The organism is Anaerobium acetethylicum, assembly GCF_900096945.1.
In the GTDB taxonomy this organism is placed as follows: Bacteria; Bacillota; Clostridia; order Lachnospirales; family Lachnospiraceae; genus Anaerobium; species Anaerobium acetethylicum.
Window position 1 is genome coordinate 198,566 of sequence record NZ_FMKA01000003.1, and the last position, 14,378, is coordinate 212,943.

General features: G+C 46.0%; 12 protein-coding genes. 5 read left to right on the forward strand and 7 right to left on the reverse strand.

Annotated elements, in window-relative coordinates; translation table 11 throughout:
• Positions 1-10 precede the first annotated feature (10 nt).
• The 4 genes from BJR36_RS05095 to BJR36_RS05110 all read left to right on the forward strand — a co-directional run bounded on the left by BJR36_RS05095 (position 11) and on the right by BJR36_RS05110 (position 2,758).
• On the forward strand, positions 11-232 hold the full coding sequence (locus BJR36_RS05095) for a DUF3006 domain-containing protein (protein WP_091231008.1): 222 nt from the start codon (positions 11-13) through the stop codon (positions 230-232).
• Positions 233-247: 15 nt separating this feature from the next.
• Positions 248-820, forward strand: coding sequence for an SOS response-associated peptidase (locus BJR36_RS05100; protein ID WP_091231010.1), 573 nt, complete (start codon positions 248-250; stop codon positions 818-820).
• Positions 821-1,082: 262 nt separating this feature from the next.
• Positions 1,083-2,345, forward strand: coding sequence for a DNA polymerase Y family protein (locus tag BJR36_RS05105; RefSeq protein ID WP_091231012.1), 1,263 nt, complete (start codon positions 1,083-1,085; stop codon positions 2,343-2,345).
• A gap of 161 nt (positions 2,346-2,506) precedes the next feature.
• Positions 2,507-2,758, forward strand: coding sequence for a hypothetical protein (locus tag BJR36_RS05110; RefSeq protein WP_091231014.1), 252 nt, complete (start codon positions 2,507-2,509; stop codon positions 2,756-2,758).
• A 28-nt stretch (positions 2,759-2,786) separates the two neighbouring features.
• Here the strand turns inward: BJR36_RS05110 and BJR36_RS05115 are convergent, their stop codons facing one another.
• The 5 genes from BJR36_RS05115 to BJR36_RS05135 all read right to left on the reverse strand — a co-directional run bounded on the left by BJR36_RS05115 (position 2,787) and on the right by BJR36_RS05135 (position 11,528).
• Entirely contained in the window at positions 2,787-3,917 is a 1,131-nt protein-coding gene (locus BJR36_RS05115; RefSeq protein ID WP_091231017.1) for an adenosylcobinamide amidohydrolase, read from the reverse strand.
• A gap of 30 nt (positions 3,918-3,947) precedes the next feature.
• Positions 3,948-5,507 (reverse strand): ClC family H(+)/Cl(-) exchange transporter, encoded by a 1,560-nt coding sequence (locus BJR36_RS05120; RefSeq protein ID WP_091231018.1) that lies wholly within the window; start codon positions 5,505-5,507, stop codon positions 3,948-3,950.
• A 75-nt stretch (positions 5,508-5,582) separates the two neighbouring features.
• Positions 5,583-6,983: an MATE family efflux transporter gene (locus BJR36_RS05125; protein ID WP_091231021.1), complete on the reverse strand. Its 1,401-nt coding sequence runs from the start codon at positions 6,981-6,983 to the stop codon at positions 5,583-5,585.
• 750 nt (positions 6,984-7,733) lie between these two features.
• Complete coding sequence (locus BJR36_RS05130) at positions 7,734-9,998, reverse strand: glycoside hydrolase family 2 protein (protein ID WP_091231023.1); 2,265 nt, start codon at positions 9,996-9,998, stop codon at positions 7,734-7,736.
• A gap of 120 nt (positions 9,999-10,118) precedes the next feature.
• The gene (locus BJR36_RS05135; protein WP_091231026.1) at positions 10,119-11,528 is read right to left on the reverse strand and encodes an MFS transporter; all 1,410 of its coding nucleotides are present in this window, start codon (positions 11,526-11,528) and stop codon (positions 10,119-10,121) included.
• Between the two features lie 247 nt (positions 11,529-11,775).
• On the opposite strand from BJR36_RS05135, the gene BJR36_RS05140 reads away from it, so the two are divergent.
• On the forward strand, positions 11,776-13,002 hold the full coding sequence (locus tag BJR36_RS05140; RefSeq protein ID WP_091231028.1) for a helix-turn-helix transcriptional regulator: 1,227 nt from the start codon (positions 11,776-11,778) through the stop codon (positions 13,000-13,002).
• Here BJR36_RS05140 and BJR36_RS05145 read toward each other — a convergent pair.
• Together BJR36_RS05145 and BJR36_RS05150 are read right to left on the reverse strand one after the other, a co-directional pair.
• Positions 12,999-13,607: an ATP-binding cassette domain-containing protein gene (locus BJR36_RS05145; RefSeq protein WP_091231030.1), complete on the reverse strand. Its 609-nt coding sequence runs from the start codon at positions 13,605-13,607 to the stop codon at positions 12,999-13,001. The two genes, BJR36_RS05140 and BJR36_RS05145, sit on opposite strands and share 4 nt — an antisense overlap.
• A complete protein-coding gene (locus BJR36_RS05150) occupies positions 13,597-14,370 on the reverse strand; it encodes an ABC transporter permease (protein ID WP_091231033.1) in 774 nt (257 codons plus the stop codon). The genes BJR36_RS05145 and BJR36_RS05150 overlap by 11 nt, the downstream gene beginning before the upstream one ends.
• Positions 14,371-14,378: the final 8 nt, after the last annotated feature.

Sequence of the window (14,378 nt, forward strand, 5' to 3'; positions counted from 1 at the left end):
GAGGTTCTCCATGATAGAAAAATTGATTATCGACAGGTTCGAAGGCGGCTTTGCTGTATGTGAAAAAGATGACTTATCCTTTATAGACATTCCCGTTGAAAGACTCCCCCGTGGAGCGGCCGAAGGCAGCTTTCTCTTCTTGGACGCAGACGGCTCTATTTCCCTGGACGAAGCCGGCACCCGGCTGCAAAGGAAAAGGATACAGGACAAATTCAACAGCCTCTTTAAATAAGAAAGAAGGTATTTTATGTGTGGCAGATACTACGTCGACGATTCGACCTCAAAAGAAATCCGGAAGATTCTAGAGCAGCTGGATGCAAAAGTAAAGGACTTTCCAAAACTGACCGGTGAAATCTTCCCTTCCATGCCCGCTCCCATCCTGGCAGCCCCGGACCGGAAAATAGCACCTGACATTTTCAAATGGGGCTTCCCCGGGTTCAAGGGCAAAAGCGTGATCATCAATGCCCGCTCGGAGACTGCCTTTGAAAAGCCCATGTTCCGCGAAAGCCTCCTGAGCCGCAGATGCATCATCCCGGCCAGCGGATTCTATGAATGGGATTCCTCAAAAAACAAAATTTTCTTTTCTGTTAAAAATTCCGGCATCCTGTATATGGCCGGCCTTTACAACAACTTCAAAGGCGAGAACCGCTTCGTCATTCTGACCACGGAAGCAAACAGCTCCATCGCGGATGTCCACGACCGAATGCCCCTTGTTCTTACGGAAGATGCTATGGAATCCTGGCTTCTGGACAGTTCCGGCACAGACCGCATACTCCGTTCTGAACCGCCTGTCCTTGCCCGTTCATTTGATTATGTGTAACTATTCAGGACTACGTCCTTCATAGTCACTGATGATGCACACAAATTGCAAAATCAGCAATCTGGCGCATGCAGTTCTCGGGTTTTTATGCAAATTCAGCATAAAAACACCTCGCGAGACAGTGGTTCTGAGCAGTTATGATTATGTTCAAAACAGGCTGGAATTCTAGCCTGTTTTTTGTTGATTATTGCCACTACAAACAGAACATGTGTTCTGTTATAATAGTAACAGTTCAGTAACTGTTCAGAAAGGAGGTTTTCGGATGGACCGTATTATTTTCCATATTGACGTCAACAGCGCCTTTTTAAGCTGGGAAGCCGTATACCGGATCAGACATCTGGGCTGCACTGAAGATCTCCGGGATATCCCCTCCGCAGTCTGCGGCGACATCAAAAAAAGGCATGGGATTATTCTGGCCAAATCCCATCCCGCAAAGAAATTCCATATCCAGACAGGGGAAACCATCTCCGATGCCCAGAAAAAATGTCCGGGCCTTATCCTCGTACCTCCTCACTACAACCTGTACGAGACTTCATCCAAAGCCTTTTTGAGCATCCTGCAGGAATATACCCCTGATGTCGAACAGTACTCCATCGACGAAGCCTTCATGGACATGACCGGCACCCAAGGGCTTTTCGGCTCCCCTGTCGTGGCAGCCACCCACATCAAGGACAGAATTTTTACCGAACTTGGTTTTACCGTCAACATCGGGGTCTCGACCAACAAACTGCTTGCAAAGATGGCCGGAGATTTCAAAAAGCCCAACCTCGTGCATACCCTCTTTCCTGAAGAGATTGCCGAAAAAATGTGGCCTCTCCCTGTTTCCGAGCTGTTTTTTGTCGGACGGGCAACCACCAGAAAGCTTTTTTCATTGGGAATCATAACCATAGGCGACCTTGCAAAAGCGGATCCCGCCATGCTCAGGGCTCACTTCAACAAACACGGGGAACTCATCTGGAACTTTGCAAATGGGATGGACGTGTCCCTTGTAGAAAAGGACCAGCGTTCTAATAAAGGCTATGGGAACAGCACTACGATTGCAGCCGACATCTCGGATGAATCTGCAGCAAAGATGGTGCTCCTTGCCCTGGCAGAGACCGTATCCACCAGGCTAAGGAAGGACTTCAAAAAAGCCGGGGTCATATCTGTGAGTATTAAGGACTGTGAATTCCGTTCATGCTCGCACCAGGTCAGCCTCTACTCTTCCACCAACATAACCCGCGAGATACACCAGGCTGCATGCAGACTGTTTGACGAGCTTTGGGAAGGTGCGCCCATAAGGCTTCTCGGAATCCAGACCAGCCGGATCGTCGATGAGGACGATGCGAGGCAGCTCACCCTTTTTGAAGACTGCAATTACGAAAAGCTCCAGAAAGTGGATGCCGCCATAGATAAGATTCGCGGAAAATACGGCATAGACTCCATAAAAAGAGCCTCTTTCCTGGAAAGTCCCACAGACCATATGTCCGGGGGGATTTCACGAGAAAAGAAGACTCCCGATTACAACAATCTGAACTTGAAATAAAGCAGCTCTTCAGAGCAGTGGCTATGAAGGACGTAGTCCTGAATAGTCACTTTGCGAATAAGTATCATACGATGTCTCAACTATAGAACTACAGAAAGGCAGGGCAGACGGGTTTTTATTTGTCCGGCAGGTTCCAGGCAGGCTAAAGGCCCCATGTGATTATGAATATACCGTTAGATGCCATCGCTGCCTTTAATACCGTCGGCGGCATTAAGCCGGCCTATATACGGATGGAGGATGAAGCCCACAGGCTCCACACCTATAAAATTGCAAATATAGAGTTTACAAAGGACGAAAACTACTCCGGGGTCCAATCCCTACTATTCGTCTGCAACGTGGATATGGGGGACTGCATGAAATGCATCAAGATAAGATACCTGATTGACACCCACAAGTGGCTCCTGGTTTCTTAATGCCTTTCTAATGCTTTCCTGATGCTTTTTACAGACTTGCCGCGAATGCCTTCTCAAATCTGCGGGCCAGCTCCCTGATTATATCTGTTTTGTCATCATGCGCTTCAGGGCTGCGATCCAGATCGATGCAGTCAAATCCGGCTTTGGACAAGGTACCCTCGATCAGCAGTCTGCAGGCTTTTGTTACCTCACTGCAATCCAGAAGGCCCCAGTCCAGCTGGTCAAGAAGGTGCGCATACAGTGATGCCCCAACTACCATCCCTGATTCTCCTGCCGCCTCCTCCACCTTTTCCTCCAGGCATTCCCGTGAAGGGCAGCCGGAATCCCCGTTCTTTTCCAACAGCTCCAGAACGCCCGCCCTGGTCATGCCGAATCTCTCCATCCTGCTGAATACGCTATGCTGGCTTTTCGGATTGGCATCTGTCTGTTTATCGAGAGCCTCCCTGACGGCCGACATGACGGTCTTCCCTATCATTTCGCCCAGCATGCTGTGCTTGCCTGCATCGGTAAGCTTCACATCTGACGATGGGTTTCCGATCAGAATGGCTTTGTCCGTTCCTGAACCAGTTGCAATCCCATTAGAATATCTGCTTGGCAGCAGAAGTTCCTGTATCGCAGCCGTCTTCGCTTCTGTTACAGTCATCAGGGCCGATGCCAGTACAGATTGAGAAACTTTTGCGTCAATTACCAGCATGATGTTGATGGTTCCGTCTGTCTGGCCCGGCATTTTCTGATTCCGCAGGATGGTTTCAAACCCTCCATCCTTCTCATACCATGCCGCCGGATCCCCGGCCCTGCCCCCGTTCACATCTATTCCTCCCGTTACGATGGCTGTAACGGTCACCCCTTCATGGGATATTTCCCTGATGGAGACGTTCTTCATCTGGGCAGCTGTACACATGCCCGTGGTCTTTTGGGCATCAAAGCCTAGTTCCGATGCAGTCAGCCGCATATGTTCTTTCAGCGTAGGGGCTTTCATGCTGCTCATGACCGTCTTGCCATGGCTTGAATCATAGTTGAATACAGAATCCAGGTCTTCCCTGTATCCGCCGTTCCAGGCGCAGGTCGACAGCACATTCCTCCTGCCTGAAAATTCAATTTTTATGACGTCTCCCTCGCGGAACGCCTCGTCGCCTGTTGAAAGTTTTTTCAATAACATCAGATTTCTGTTCCCTTCCCTCTAGATATTTTAAATCTGTTCATTCATTGCATTCAGCATTTCCCTGGTCCTGGCTTCACCGCTAACATCTGCAAGTATGAAAAGATAATCCCCTGCTTTAATTTCCGTTCCACCTTTTGGAATAATTTCCCTTTCTCCGCGTTTTACGCCTACAAGAAGGATCTTTTCCGGCCATTCTATCGCCCTGACATGGCAATCCTCAAATTCCGATCCATGCTGTACAACAATTTCTATCAGAATTTTCCTGCTGTGTTCCCTTTCTGAATCAACATGCTCTTTTTTAATCAGGTTCTCCAGAAGTGCATCATATATTGGAGGACTCTTCAAAAGATCAGCTGCAACATATGCAGTCACTGCCACAACGGTAAGGGACAGCATGTGGGTAAAGGATCCTGTCATCTCCATGATGAGGACAATTCCCGTTATCGGAGCTCTGACTATCGCCGTAAAATATCCCGCCATGGCAAGGATGACAAAATTGTAAAAAAAATCACTTTCGATTCCAAAATAATTGATAGATATTCCTGCGAAAATAGCGCCCACTGATGCTCCCAGTACCAGAAGCGGAAAGAATATGCCTCCCGGTGTTCCTGAACCAAAGCTCACTGCTGAAAATATGAATTTCAAAATAAATATGATACTAATGAACCAGATTCCGTTCTGAAGAGTCAGCTCCTCAATGATCCTGTGACCTCCTCCAAGAACCACAGGAAAAGCGAGGCCCAATATTCCAGCCATCATGAAAGGTATGATTGGCCTGGTACGTTCGTTCAGAAACTTCATTTTTCCATAAAGCTTCTGGGTCTTCAGCAACGCATAATTATAAAACGCACCCATGATCCCCATAATTATTCCAAGTAGTATGAGCATCCAGTAATCTCTCAGTGGAATGGCTCTGGTCACCTCAAATTCAAAAACCGGCGCTATCCCGAACACTTCCTTTGAAAGGAAATCTGCTGCAACAGCTGCTGACATCGTTGAAAGCAGGATTACTGGAGAAAAATATTTAAAAATCTCTTCCAGCGCAAACACAACACCTGCCATAGGAGCATTGAAAGCTGCAGCCAGTCCTGCACTTGCGCCGCTCGCCATAAGTATCTTTCTTTCCAGACGGCTTTTCCCAACTTTCTTTCCGATTCCTTCTGCAATACTAGCCCCCAGTTGTATGGATGGGCCCTCCCTTCCAAGCGACAGGCCGGCGGATATCGCTATGGCTCCTCCGACAAATTTACTACAGAGTATATGCAGCCAGTTTTTTCTTTTAGCAAAATATCCCCCAAGTATTCCCTTTAATTGTGGTATACCACTTCCTGAAATCATGTTATTCTTTGAAACCAGAAATCCGACAAAATAAGCCGCAAGGCATAGTCCGGCCAACAAAACCGGAATCATATGCAGGTTTTCCCTCATAAATCCATACATCCCGAAAGCAAATTCTTCAGCATAGGTAAGTGTAATCCTGTACATTACAACCACCCCTCCTGCAGCCATACCCACAAGCAGGCTCTTAAAAATAAGTGCTATCTTTCCGTAATTGTCATCAGTCAGTATCTTATAATTATTCTTCATTTCAGTTCACTCCAATATCTGATTTGTTTTTTTATCCCCGCTTCTGGTCCAAGTGGATTCATATAGCGAATATGTTCAGTCGGCTATATCCGTCGACTCTCTGTATGCCTGCCTTTTTTTTATTCCCCTCATGATTTTTGCGAACTGATATGAAAACATCGTTGCAGTAACTGTCACCGCAATGAAATCTGCCACCGGCTCTGCCAGATATACCGCCCTGACCCTGTCTTCCATAAAAAGAGGCAGTATATAGATCAGAGGAATCAGCAGTATGATTTTTCGCAGAAGTGCCAGGAATACGGATGCTTTTGCGTTTCCAAGGGCAACGAATGTCTGCTGGCAGCTGATCTGTATTCCAAACAGAAATGATACTGCCATATAAATTCTAAGAGCTATGACAGTTTCTTTTATCAGTTCCGGGCTGCTCGTGAATATCCCTGCCAGTACCTGGGGGAATAGCATTGCGAACATCCAAATAAAACCAGAATATGCAATCGATGCTTTCACAAGAATCAAAAATGTCTTCTTTACCCTGTCCCCATTGCCTGCTCCGTAATTGAAGCTGACAATAGGCTGGGCTCCCTGCGCAAGTCCGATCAATGGAAGCATCGAAAACTGCATAATGCTTGTCAGGATCGTCATAGCCCCGACAGCCAGATCGCCGCCATATCTCTGGAGCGATGTATTGAACACGATTGCTATAAGGCTCTCTGTCGACTGCATGATAAAAGGTGAAAGTCCGAGAAGCAGGCAGGGCAGGAATACCTTAAAATCAGTTCTCAGATATTTCTTCCTGATCTTCAGCATCGTCCTTTTGCCCGTTAAGAATCTGACAACCCATATCGCCGAAATGGCCTGGGATATAATCGTGGCGAGAGCGGCTCCTTTGACACCCATGCCGAAGCCGAATATGAAGACTGGATCCAGAATAATATTTGAAATTGCGCCTATTGTTACTGTCAGCATGCTCACCTTTGCAAAACCCTGAGCCGTTATAAAGGCATTCAGACCAAGCGCAAGCTGCACGAATATTGTTCCGCATGCATATATATTGATATAATCCATTGCATAGCCGATGGTATTTCCGCTGGCTCCGAACAGCATCATAATCCTTTTTCCATACAGAAGCACAAGGGCCGTCAGTATCAGAGAAATAACGACAAGGGCACCTGCACAGTTTCCAAGAATTTTCTCTGCCGTATCCTTTTCGCCTTTCCCCATCATGATGGAAGCACGGGGAGCACCGCCCATGCTGACCAGTGCGGCAAAGGCCGAGATCACGGTTATCAGCGGCATTGTTATGCCGACGCCCGTCAGCGCCGCAGCACCTATGTCCGGAATATGTCCGATATACATCCTGTCGACCATGTTGTAGAGAACATTTATGATCTGGGCCGTTACTGCAGGCAGCGCCATTGAAAACAGCAGCTTCCCGATACCCTTTGTTGCCAGTTCATTTCTTTTTAATTCTTCCATTTCTTCAACTCCATTTTCTATAGCCGATACCTTCCATGAACAGATGGCTCTGAACAGCTATTTTTTCAAACAAACAATATACATTGTATCATACAACTCCAAATCCTCGAAAGTATGATTTTAACCCACTTTGCATGTGCAGTCCGTTCGCTTCATATCCTGGCGATGCATTTTTGCTTTACAGGCGATTCGAAAAATTGCCTGTAAAAATCAGCATGTCAAATCCTCCATACCCCACCACAAAAGCCCTCTCGTAACGTTCGCCTTCGTCAATTTGCACATTCGCCATCTATCACGCAGTGATGCAAAACATGAATTGATGAGCAGCTTTATGAAGACGTTGGCACTTAGGCCGCGTATTTTGCGGCCTTACGTACCACTACGTCTTCATCTAAGCGAGAGCGCGCTGCGAATCAACATGTTTTGCATCACGTCCTCATTATTAAAACTTGTGCAAATTGACGAATACTATTTCGTAAATGGGCTTTTGACACACCACTCCTGTAAAGCAAAAAAGCCCCGCGAACCGGACTATAACAATCCGATTCAGCGGAACTCCCTTTATAAAGGCCGTGCCAGAAACCTGGCTTCCTGCAATTGTAACTATTCAGGACTATGTCCTTCATAGTTACACCTCATGCACACAAATTGCAGAAACAGCAATTTGGCGCATGCAGAACTCGGGTTTTTATGCAAGATCAGCATGAAAACGCCTTGCGGGACAGGGGGGCTGAACAGTTACCTGCAATTTTACTTTTTAAACCTGCCCAGCACTTCATTCAGCATGATCAGCAGTCTTTCCTTCTTCGCTTCTGCCTCGATGCTTCCGTCGCTGCCCTGGAGATTGAGGATACCTTCTACAGCTACATCCTGAAACATGCCAAGGGTTGATTTCTTGATCTTCATTCCTGATGTCGCATTGAAAAGCTGGATCAGCGCAGTTCCTGCTTCTTCATGAGCAAGGACATCCCCTACAGAATCCTTAATTGAGAAGTACCCTTCCTTGAATTCAAGTGACTTAACATCATTGAAGTCATCCGGGTTGAACCAGTTTGCTGCGCCCTCTGATCCGTCATCTTCTTCAACAAGGATGTATTGCTGGTTGGCTTCTGCAACCTTTTCGATCGACATTGCATCAAAGAATTCACCTGCTTTTGCATTGATCATGGTAAGTCCCTCTAAGGGAACATTTTCAAAGATGAAGATGCGGTATCCTTCTTTGACTTCAAATGATTTTCCGTTTACGAAAAGCTCAACTGAAGGCTGGTTGCTGTATACCTTTATGGTTGTCGTGCTGCCTTTACGCTGCGCATATCTGTGTCCGCAGATATGTACGAACCCCTCTTTGCTCCAGAATGCCTTATACACATAAAAGGAATCTTTTTTGATCTTTCTGTCAAGCGTCATGAGGCCTTTGTTGTTTCTTCCCTTTACGCCGCCTTCATCCCTTGCATCACAGCCGAAGTCGAACATGTTCCACACATGGGTTGCCCAGAGCCATGGCCTTTCTTCAATGATTTTAGCCATATGTTCATGGTAAAGAGCCTGGTATTCTTCCGAATAATCCTTGACCTTCGGATTATCATTGTGGTAAGTAATGATGCCTTCAGCACCATATTCTGAAAGTCCTAATGGAATTTCAGGATATCTCTGGTGGAAATCATCCAGCCATGACTCATTCTGTTCCAGCGTTCCGCCATACCATCCGAAATAATGATTGTAGCTTACCGTCTGGGTAATCCTGTTCATTTCGCTTATAACCGGAACCATCGAAACCTGCGCGATTGTTGTAAGCCTTGAAGGATCCATTTCCCGGGTGAGCCTGTCAAGCTCTTTCAGGTTTTCGATAAGCTGCGGGCTTTCGCCTCCGATTGTAATTTCGTTTGCGATTCCCCAGAAGCAGATCGAAGAATGGTTGTAGTTCTGGACGATAAGTTCTTTCATTTGGCTGATGCAGTTGTCATGTGCCGCCGGAACCTTATTCATGACTGAGATAAATGGGATTTCAGCCCATACCACCATACCCGCTTCATCACACGCGTCGAAGAAGTACTGGCTGTGCTGGTAATGCGCAAGGCGGATTGTATTTGCACCGATCTCCCTGATGAATTCCATATCCCTGTAGTGCTCCTCTTTTGTGAGGGCATTTCCTGCACCGAGAAGGTCCTGATGACGCGATACGCCACGAAGTGGTGTAAGAGTGCCGTTCAGAAAGAACCCTTTCTGAGGGTCTACGCTGTAGGTCCTGATTCCGTGTCTTGCCGATACTTCGTCGATCACTTCGTTATGCACTACCAGCATTGCTTTTGCAGCGTAAAGATACGGATCCTCTACACCCTGCCACAGATGCGGGTTCAAAAGCATTACTTTTGTTTCAGCCACTTCTTTTGCAGGACAGCTTGCACTTGCTGCCACCTTTCCTTCTGCATCTAAAAGAAGGAATTCCACAGTCTGGTTTTCCGAAGGATTCTTAACGTAAGCCTTGAAATTCACGATGGCATTTCCTTCTTCTACTGTCGAAGCGATTTCGAATCCGTTTCCGCCGAAATATTCAAGGTCAAAATGGCTTTCCATAACGGTAATGAGGTTTACATTTCTGTATAATCCGCCGTAGAAGGTAAAGTCGGCCATCTGAGGATAAATATTGTCTTTAGGAGTATTGTCAACAAGGATTGCAACCGTATTGTCCCCGTCCTGCAGGGTTTCAGTGATGTCAGCCCTGAAAGCCGAATATCCGCCTTCATGGTAAACCATTTCGATTCCGTTTACGAAGATTTTCGAAGCATTCGCAGCTGCTTCTACTTCAATAAACACTTTTTCCGCTGCCGGCTTAACGATATTTTTCACATAATAGAAGGCGCCTTTCAGGTAGTTGTTTCCGCCATCCTGTCCGTCTGCCCCATTCCATGTATGAGGAAGATTTACGATTTCGCTGTCTTCCGGTACTGCTACAGGTACTTTACCGCAATCCTTAAGGAATGCCCAGTTTTCATTTACATTTTTTATAATTCTCATAGTTGGATATTCTTCCTTTCTTGCTCTTCAACTTTCTTTTACTCTTACAGTCCGGTAAAAGATCAGGCGGAATATGAATCATTCCGCCTGGCTTCATTTCAGTTTCTGATGACCTGTTTATTATTTCTGAGCGCCACGACGTCTGATCAGTTCGGCAGAATTCTCCTGGACTTTCGCTTTTGTCAGCGGATAAGCGAATGTCATGACAAGGAATACGCCGAGGTAGCATAAGCCCGGAGCCAACGTTGCAACTGAGTAAACCTTATTGGAGACTTCCGCTGTCTGGGAAGCTGCTCCCGATGCATATCCGATTGCCGTGAGGACAAAACCGCCTAAGCCGCCTGCAAGTGCCTGTCCGACTTTACGTGAGAATGAATAGATTGCATATACGGTTCCATCTTCTCTTTTGTATGTCCTTACTTCCTGGTAATCAATGACATCTGTTACAAATGCCCAGATGATCATGTTGAAGAATCCCATTCCAAAGTATCCCACCATCATTAAAACAATAAATACGACAGGTGATTCTATCTTCAGGAAGAACATGAGCATGTAGGCCGCTGCCGCTATCAGTATGCTTACACTTCCTGATTCCTTTTTACCGAATTTTTTGGAGAGGATGGATGCAAACGGTGCTGCTGCAAGCATTGCTCCAACACTGAAAAAGCTTGTTACTGCCAGCAGTTTCGTGTTTTTGAAGTAATCCATGAAAAGGTATGTATTCATACTCTGGGATAAAATCATTGCCAACAGGAGCATCAAGGCAGCTCCGATCAATGACAACAAGGCACGATTCTTAAATATTCCTTTGAATGACTGAAGTAAGCTTACCTGCTCTTCTTTCTTAGGTGTAACCTGCACACGTTCAATCACAAATTTATAGCAGATTGTATAGCATACTATAGCCAATATTCCGAATACCACCGCTATAATCGTAAAGTTCTCCGGTACGACTACCTGGTTTCCTGCTTCGTCAGTCGTATAGATGATCAATGGAGCGATTACATTGATTGCAAGCGATGCCAGTGTACTGCCCATGCTTCTGAATGTGGAAAGAGCCGACCTGTCTCCTGCATCTGCGCTGACCACAGAAGCCATTGACCCGTAAGGAATGTTGATTCCTGTATAGCAGATGCTGCCCCATAACAGGTAGGTAACCGACATATAGATAATCTTAGCTGTATACGACCAGTCCTTTACAAAATACATATACATGAGCATACTTGCAATCGCAACCGGAACAGCCATTCTTCTGATCCATGATCTGAAACGGCCGTCTTTTGCTGGTTTCATGGTGTCACAGATACGTCCCATCCCGACGTCAGTAAATGCATCCACAAAACGTGCAGCCAGGAAGAGTGTCCCCACTATTGCTCCGCTTACCCCCAGTACTTTTGTATAAAATACCATTAAATAGCTGCTTGCAAAGATAAAGCTGAAATCATTTCCGAAATCTCCGAACATATATCCAAGCTTATCCTTGAGACCGAATGGTCTGACCTGATTGTTTTTCTGATTATTACCTGACATGTCGATGTCTCCTTCCAAATATTATGTTATTAGAATACCGTTACTATTCACTCCGTGACCAGTAACACGCTTCGCGATGCACCGGATGATGTGTTAACAATAACAGAATACCACTCTCATGAAATAACCGTTATGACTATTTCATTTACATTTGTACTATTTTTTGGTATTATAATCTCAAAACAAATATTGTACTTGTACTGTGACAATTTCCACAATACCATGCCGCTCAGAAAGGAGATTCGCAATGAACGATTTCCCGATCAATCTCATACAAGACCTGATCCAGTCAACCCTCGGCATAGACGTGCACCATTTTCAGCCCCCCTATGATGATATGGAGCTCATGGACAGGGGGCTTTACAAGGCTCTTAACCGGGATTTTGATTACAGAACCATACTGGAACTTGACATCTTTCAGAACGCCCAGAAAAACTACATACATTTTATACAGAACAGCCTTGATCTGAACTATGCTTTCCTGCTGATTCCCGACACTTCCGAATACGAATTTCTGACTATCGGTCCCTATATTTTCGAAATCCCCGACGATGCCTTTTATAAAAGGATTATGGACAAAAACCAGTTTCCTGCCTCTCTCCTGCCTACGATCAAAAACTATTTCCAGACCATACCCGTGACCATAGAGTGCTCAATTATTGCATCCGTGCATACGATAGCCTCGTACCTCTTCCCTTCATACGATCCAAAAAACATCAAAATATTCCAGGCATCTGCAGGATTTGATTATTCCGAAGAACCAGATGCGGCATTGAATTTTTCGATGGAAATCCTGGAGCAACGGTATGCAATTGAAAACGATCTGCTTGAGGCAGTCAAGGCCGGCGACTCCGATTCAGCGCTCTACTATATTCAGAAATTCACACAGAAATACGTGCCCAGGCGATTTGAAAATCCCTTGAGAAATCTAAAAAACACACTGCTCATACTAAATACGCTTTGCAGGAAAGCTACAGAAGCAGGAATGGTGCATCCCTTCTATATTGACAAACTTTCCGAAAAAATCGCAGTACAGATTGAAGCCATTACGGATTCGACTCTGCTTTATCCAATGACAAGCGATATCACACGCAAGTATTGCATGCTTGTAAAGAACTATTCCCTTGCCGGCTACTCCCATACCGTAAGGAAGATGATCAACTACATCAATCTGAACCTGAGTTCTCCCCTGTCCCTCAGTGTAATAGCCGAGGCGCTGAATCTGAATCCGACCTATCTGTCCGCACAGTTCAGGAAGGAATACGGCACCACACTGACGGACTTCATCCATGCACAGAGGATACAGGCAGCCATAAAACTGCTGAATTCCACTGAACTTCCGATTCAGGAGATTGCCGATAAAATCGGGCTGGATGACCTCAGTTATTTTTCTAAGCTATTCAAAAAGCAGCTGGGCATGTCGCCTCTGAAATACCGGCAGATCGTAAAAGCGCAGGATAAGTCTCCGACTTAACAGGCGCTTTCATCCGCCCTGCTGGATTTTTTCTTCAGCATTATGATTTCAGCACCGAATGCTTCTGCCTCTGCTTTGTCATGGGTCACGATGATTGTAATCTTATTTTTTACTTTTTCCTTAATATACTCTGTTGCCTTGTGTTTGAGTTTGGCGTCCAGGCCTTTCAGCGGTTCGTCCATGATAACGATGTCCGGATCTGTAATAAGGGCACGCACGAGAGCTATTCTGCGTTTCATGCCTCCGCTGAGCTCTGACACCGGTTTTCCCCGGTAATCCTCAAGTCCCACCTTGGAGAATTCCTCCTCAATATCCTTCCTTGTTATCTTTTTATCCACGACCAGCTTTATATTTCCAATTGCATCAAGCCCCTCGCAGAGACGGTCCTCCTGAAATACCGCGGACAACCTCTTCCCGCTTATTCCTGAAACAGTCCCACTGTCTGGATCCATCAGCCCCAGCAGGATGTTCAGCAGCGTGGTCTTGCCCGCTCCCGAGGCACCCATGATGCAGGTTATGGAGTTGTCTCCGAATTTAGCGCTGAAGCCCTCAAGCACTGTCTGCTGTTCGAATTTCTTCTTTAAATCAATGATTTCAACTGCCATATCTCTTTACCCGTCTTTCCACGAAATGTATCGCTCTCATGACTGTTTTTTCAAAAAACACGCTGATTATAATAATGACTATGGTCCATGCAAAAAGCTCCTTTGTCATAAGGTAAAGCTTGGCCTCATAAAGTCTCGCTCCTATCGAACGGGATGGAAGGCCGATTACCTCTGCTGCAATCCCTGACTTCCAGCAGAAACCAAGGCCTACCGAACAGGCTGAGATAAAATACGGCATAACGGCAGGAATATAGATGTAGATCATTTTTTTCATACGCGGAACCCGGAATACCTTTGCCATCTCAAGAAGCTTCTGATCCGTGCTCTGTATCCCCTGGAGCATGTTGCTGTAGACAACAGGCAGCACCATCAGAAATGAAATCAGGACCGAAAGGTTCTTTGAATGCACCCAGATCAATGCGATTATGATAAATGAAGCTACCGGTGTCGTCTTTATAATAACCATAGGCGGTGCAAGGATTTCCCTGACCAGCCTGCTCCTATGTGAACATGCGCCCAGCACGATGCCGGCTGCAATCGCCATGAAAAATCCCAGAACAATTCTCGAAAACGAATACATGACCGACTGCCAGAACTCTGCCTCCCGAAACAGCCCCCACAGTGCTCCCATGACTGCAAAAGGAGATGCCAGAAGCATCTCCCTGCCTACAGCCATGCTGAGGACCTGCCATACCGTAATCCAGAAAAGGACTGCTGCTATTTTATATCTGTTGTCTGTAATATCCCTTTTCAGTTTACCCATCATCCGTT

Excerpts from the sequence above, each read along its gene's own strand:
- BJR36_RS05105 (WP_091231012.1), top strand. The coding sequence starts at position 1,083 with ATGGACCGTATTATTTTCCATATTGACGTCAACAGCGCCTTTTTAAGC.
- BJR36_RS05110 (WP_091231014.1), top strand. The coding sequence starts at position 2,507 with ATGAATATACCGTTAGATGCCATCGCTGCCTTTAATACCGTCGGCGGC.
- BJR36_RS05145 (WP_091231030.1), bottom strand. The coding sequence starts at position 13,607 with ATGGCAGTTGAAATCATTGATTTAAAGAAGAAATTCGAACAGCAGACA.
- BJR36_RS05095 (WP_091231008.1), top strand. The coding sequence starts at position 11 with ATGATAGAAAAATTGATTATCGACAGGTTCGAAGGCGGCTTTGCTGTA.
- BJR36_RS05140 (WP_091231028.1), top strand. The coding sequence starts at position 11,776 with ATGAACGATTTCCCGATCAATCTCATACAAGACCTGATCCAGTCAACC.
- BJR36_RS05100 (WP_091231010.1), top strand. The coding sequence starts at position 248 with ATGTGTGGCAGATACTACGTCGACGATTCGACCTCAAAAGAAATCCGG.
- BJR36_RS05135 (WP_091231026.1), bottom strand. The coding sequence starts at position 11,528 with ATGTCAGGTAATAATCAGAAAAACAATCAGGTCAGACCATTCGGTCTC.
- BJR36_RS05120 (WP_091231018.1), bottom strand. The coding sequence starts at position 5,507 with ATGAAGAATAATTATAAGATACTGACTGATGACAATTACGGAAAGATA.
- BJR36_RS05150 (WP_091231033.1), bottom strand. The coding sequence starts at position 14,370 with ATGGGTAAACTGAAAAGGGATATTACAGACAACAGATATAAAATAGCA.
- BJR36_RS05115 (WP_091231017.1), bottom strand. The coding sequence starts at position 3,917 with ATGTTATTGAAAAAACTTTCAACAGGCGACGAGGCGTTCCGCGAGGGA.
- BJR36_RS05130 (WP_091231023.1), bottom strand. The coding sequence starts at position 9,998 with ATGAGAATTATAAAAAATGTAAATGAAAACTGGGCATTCCTTAAGGAT.
- BJR36_RS05125 (WP_091231021.1), bottom strand. The coding sequence starts at position 6,983 with ATGGAAGAATTAAAAAGAAATGAACTGGCAACAAAGGGTATCGGGAAG.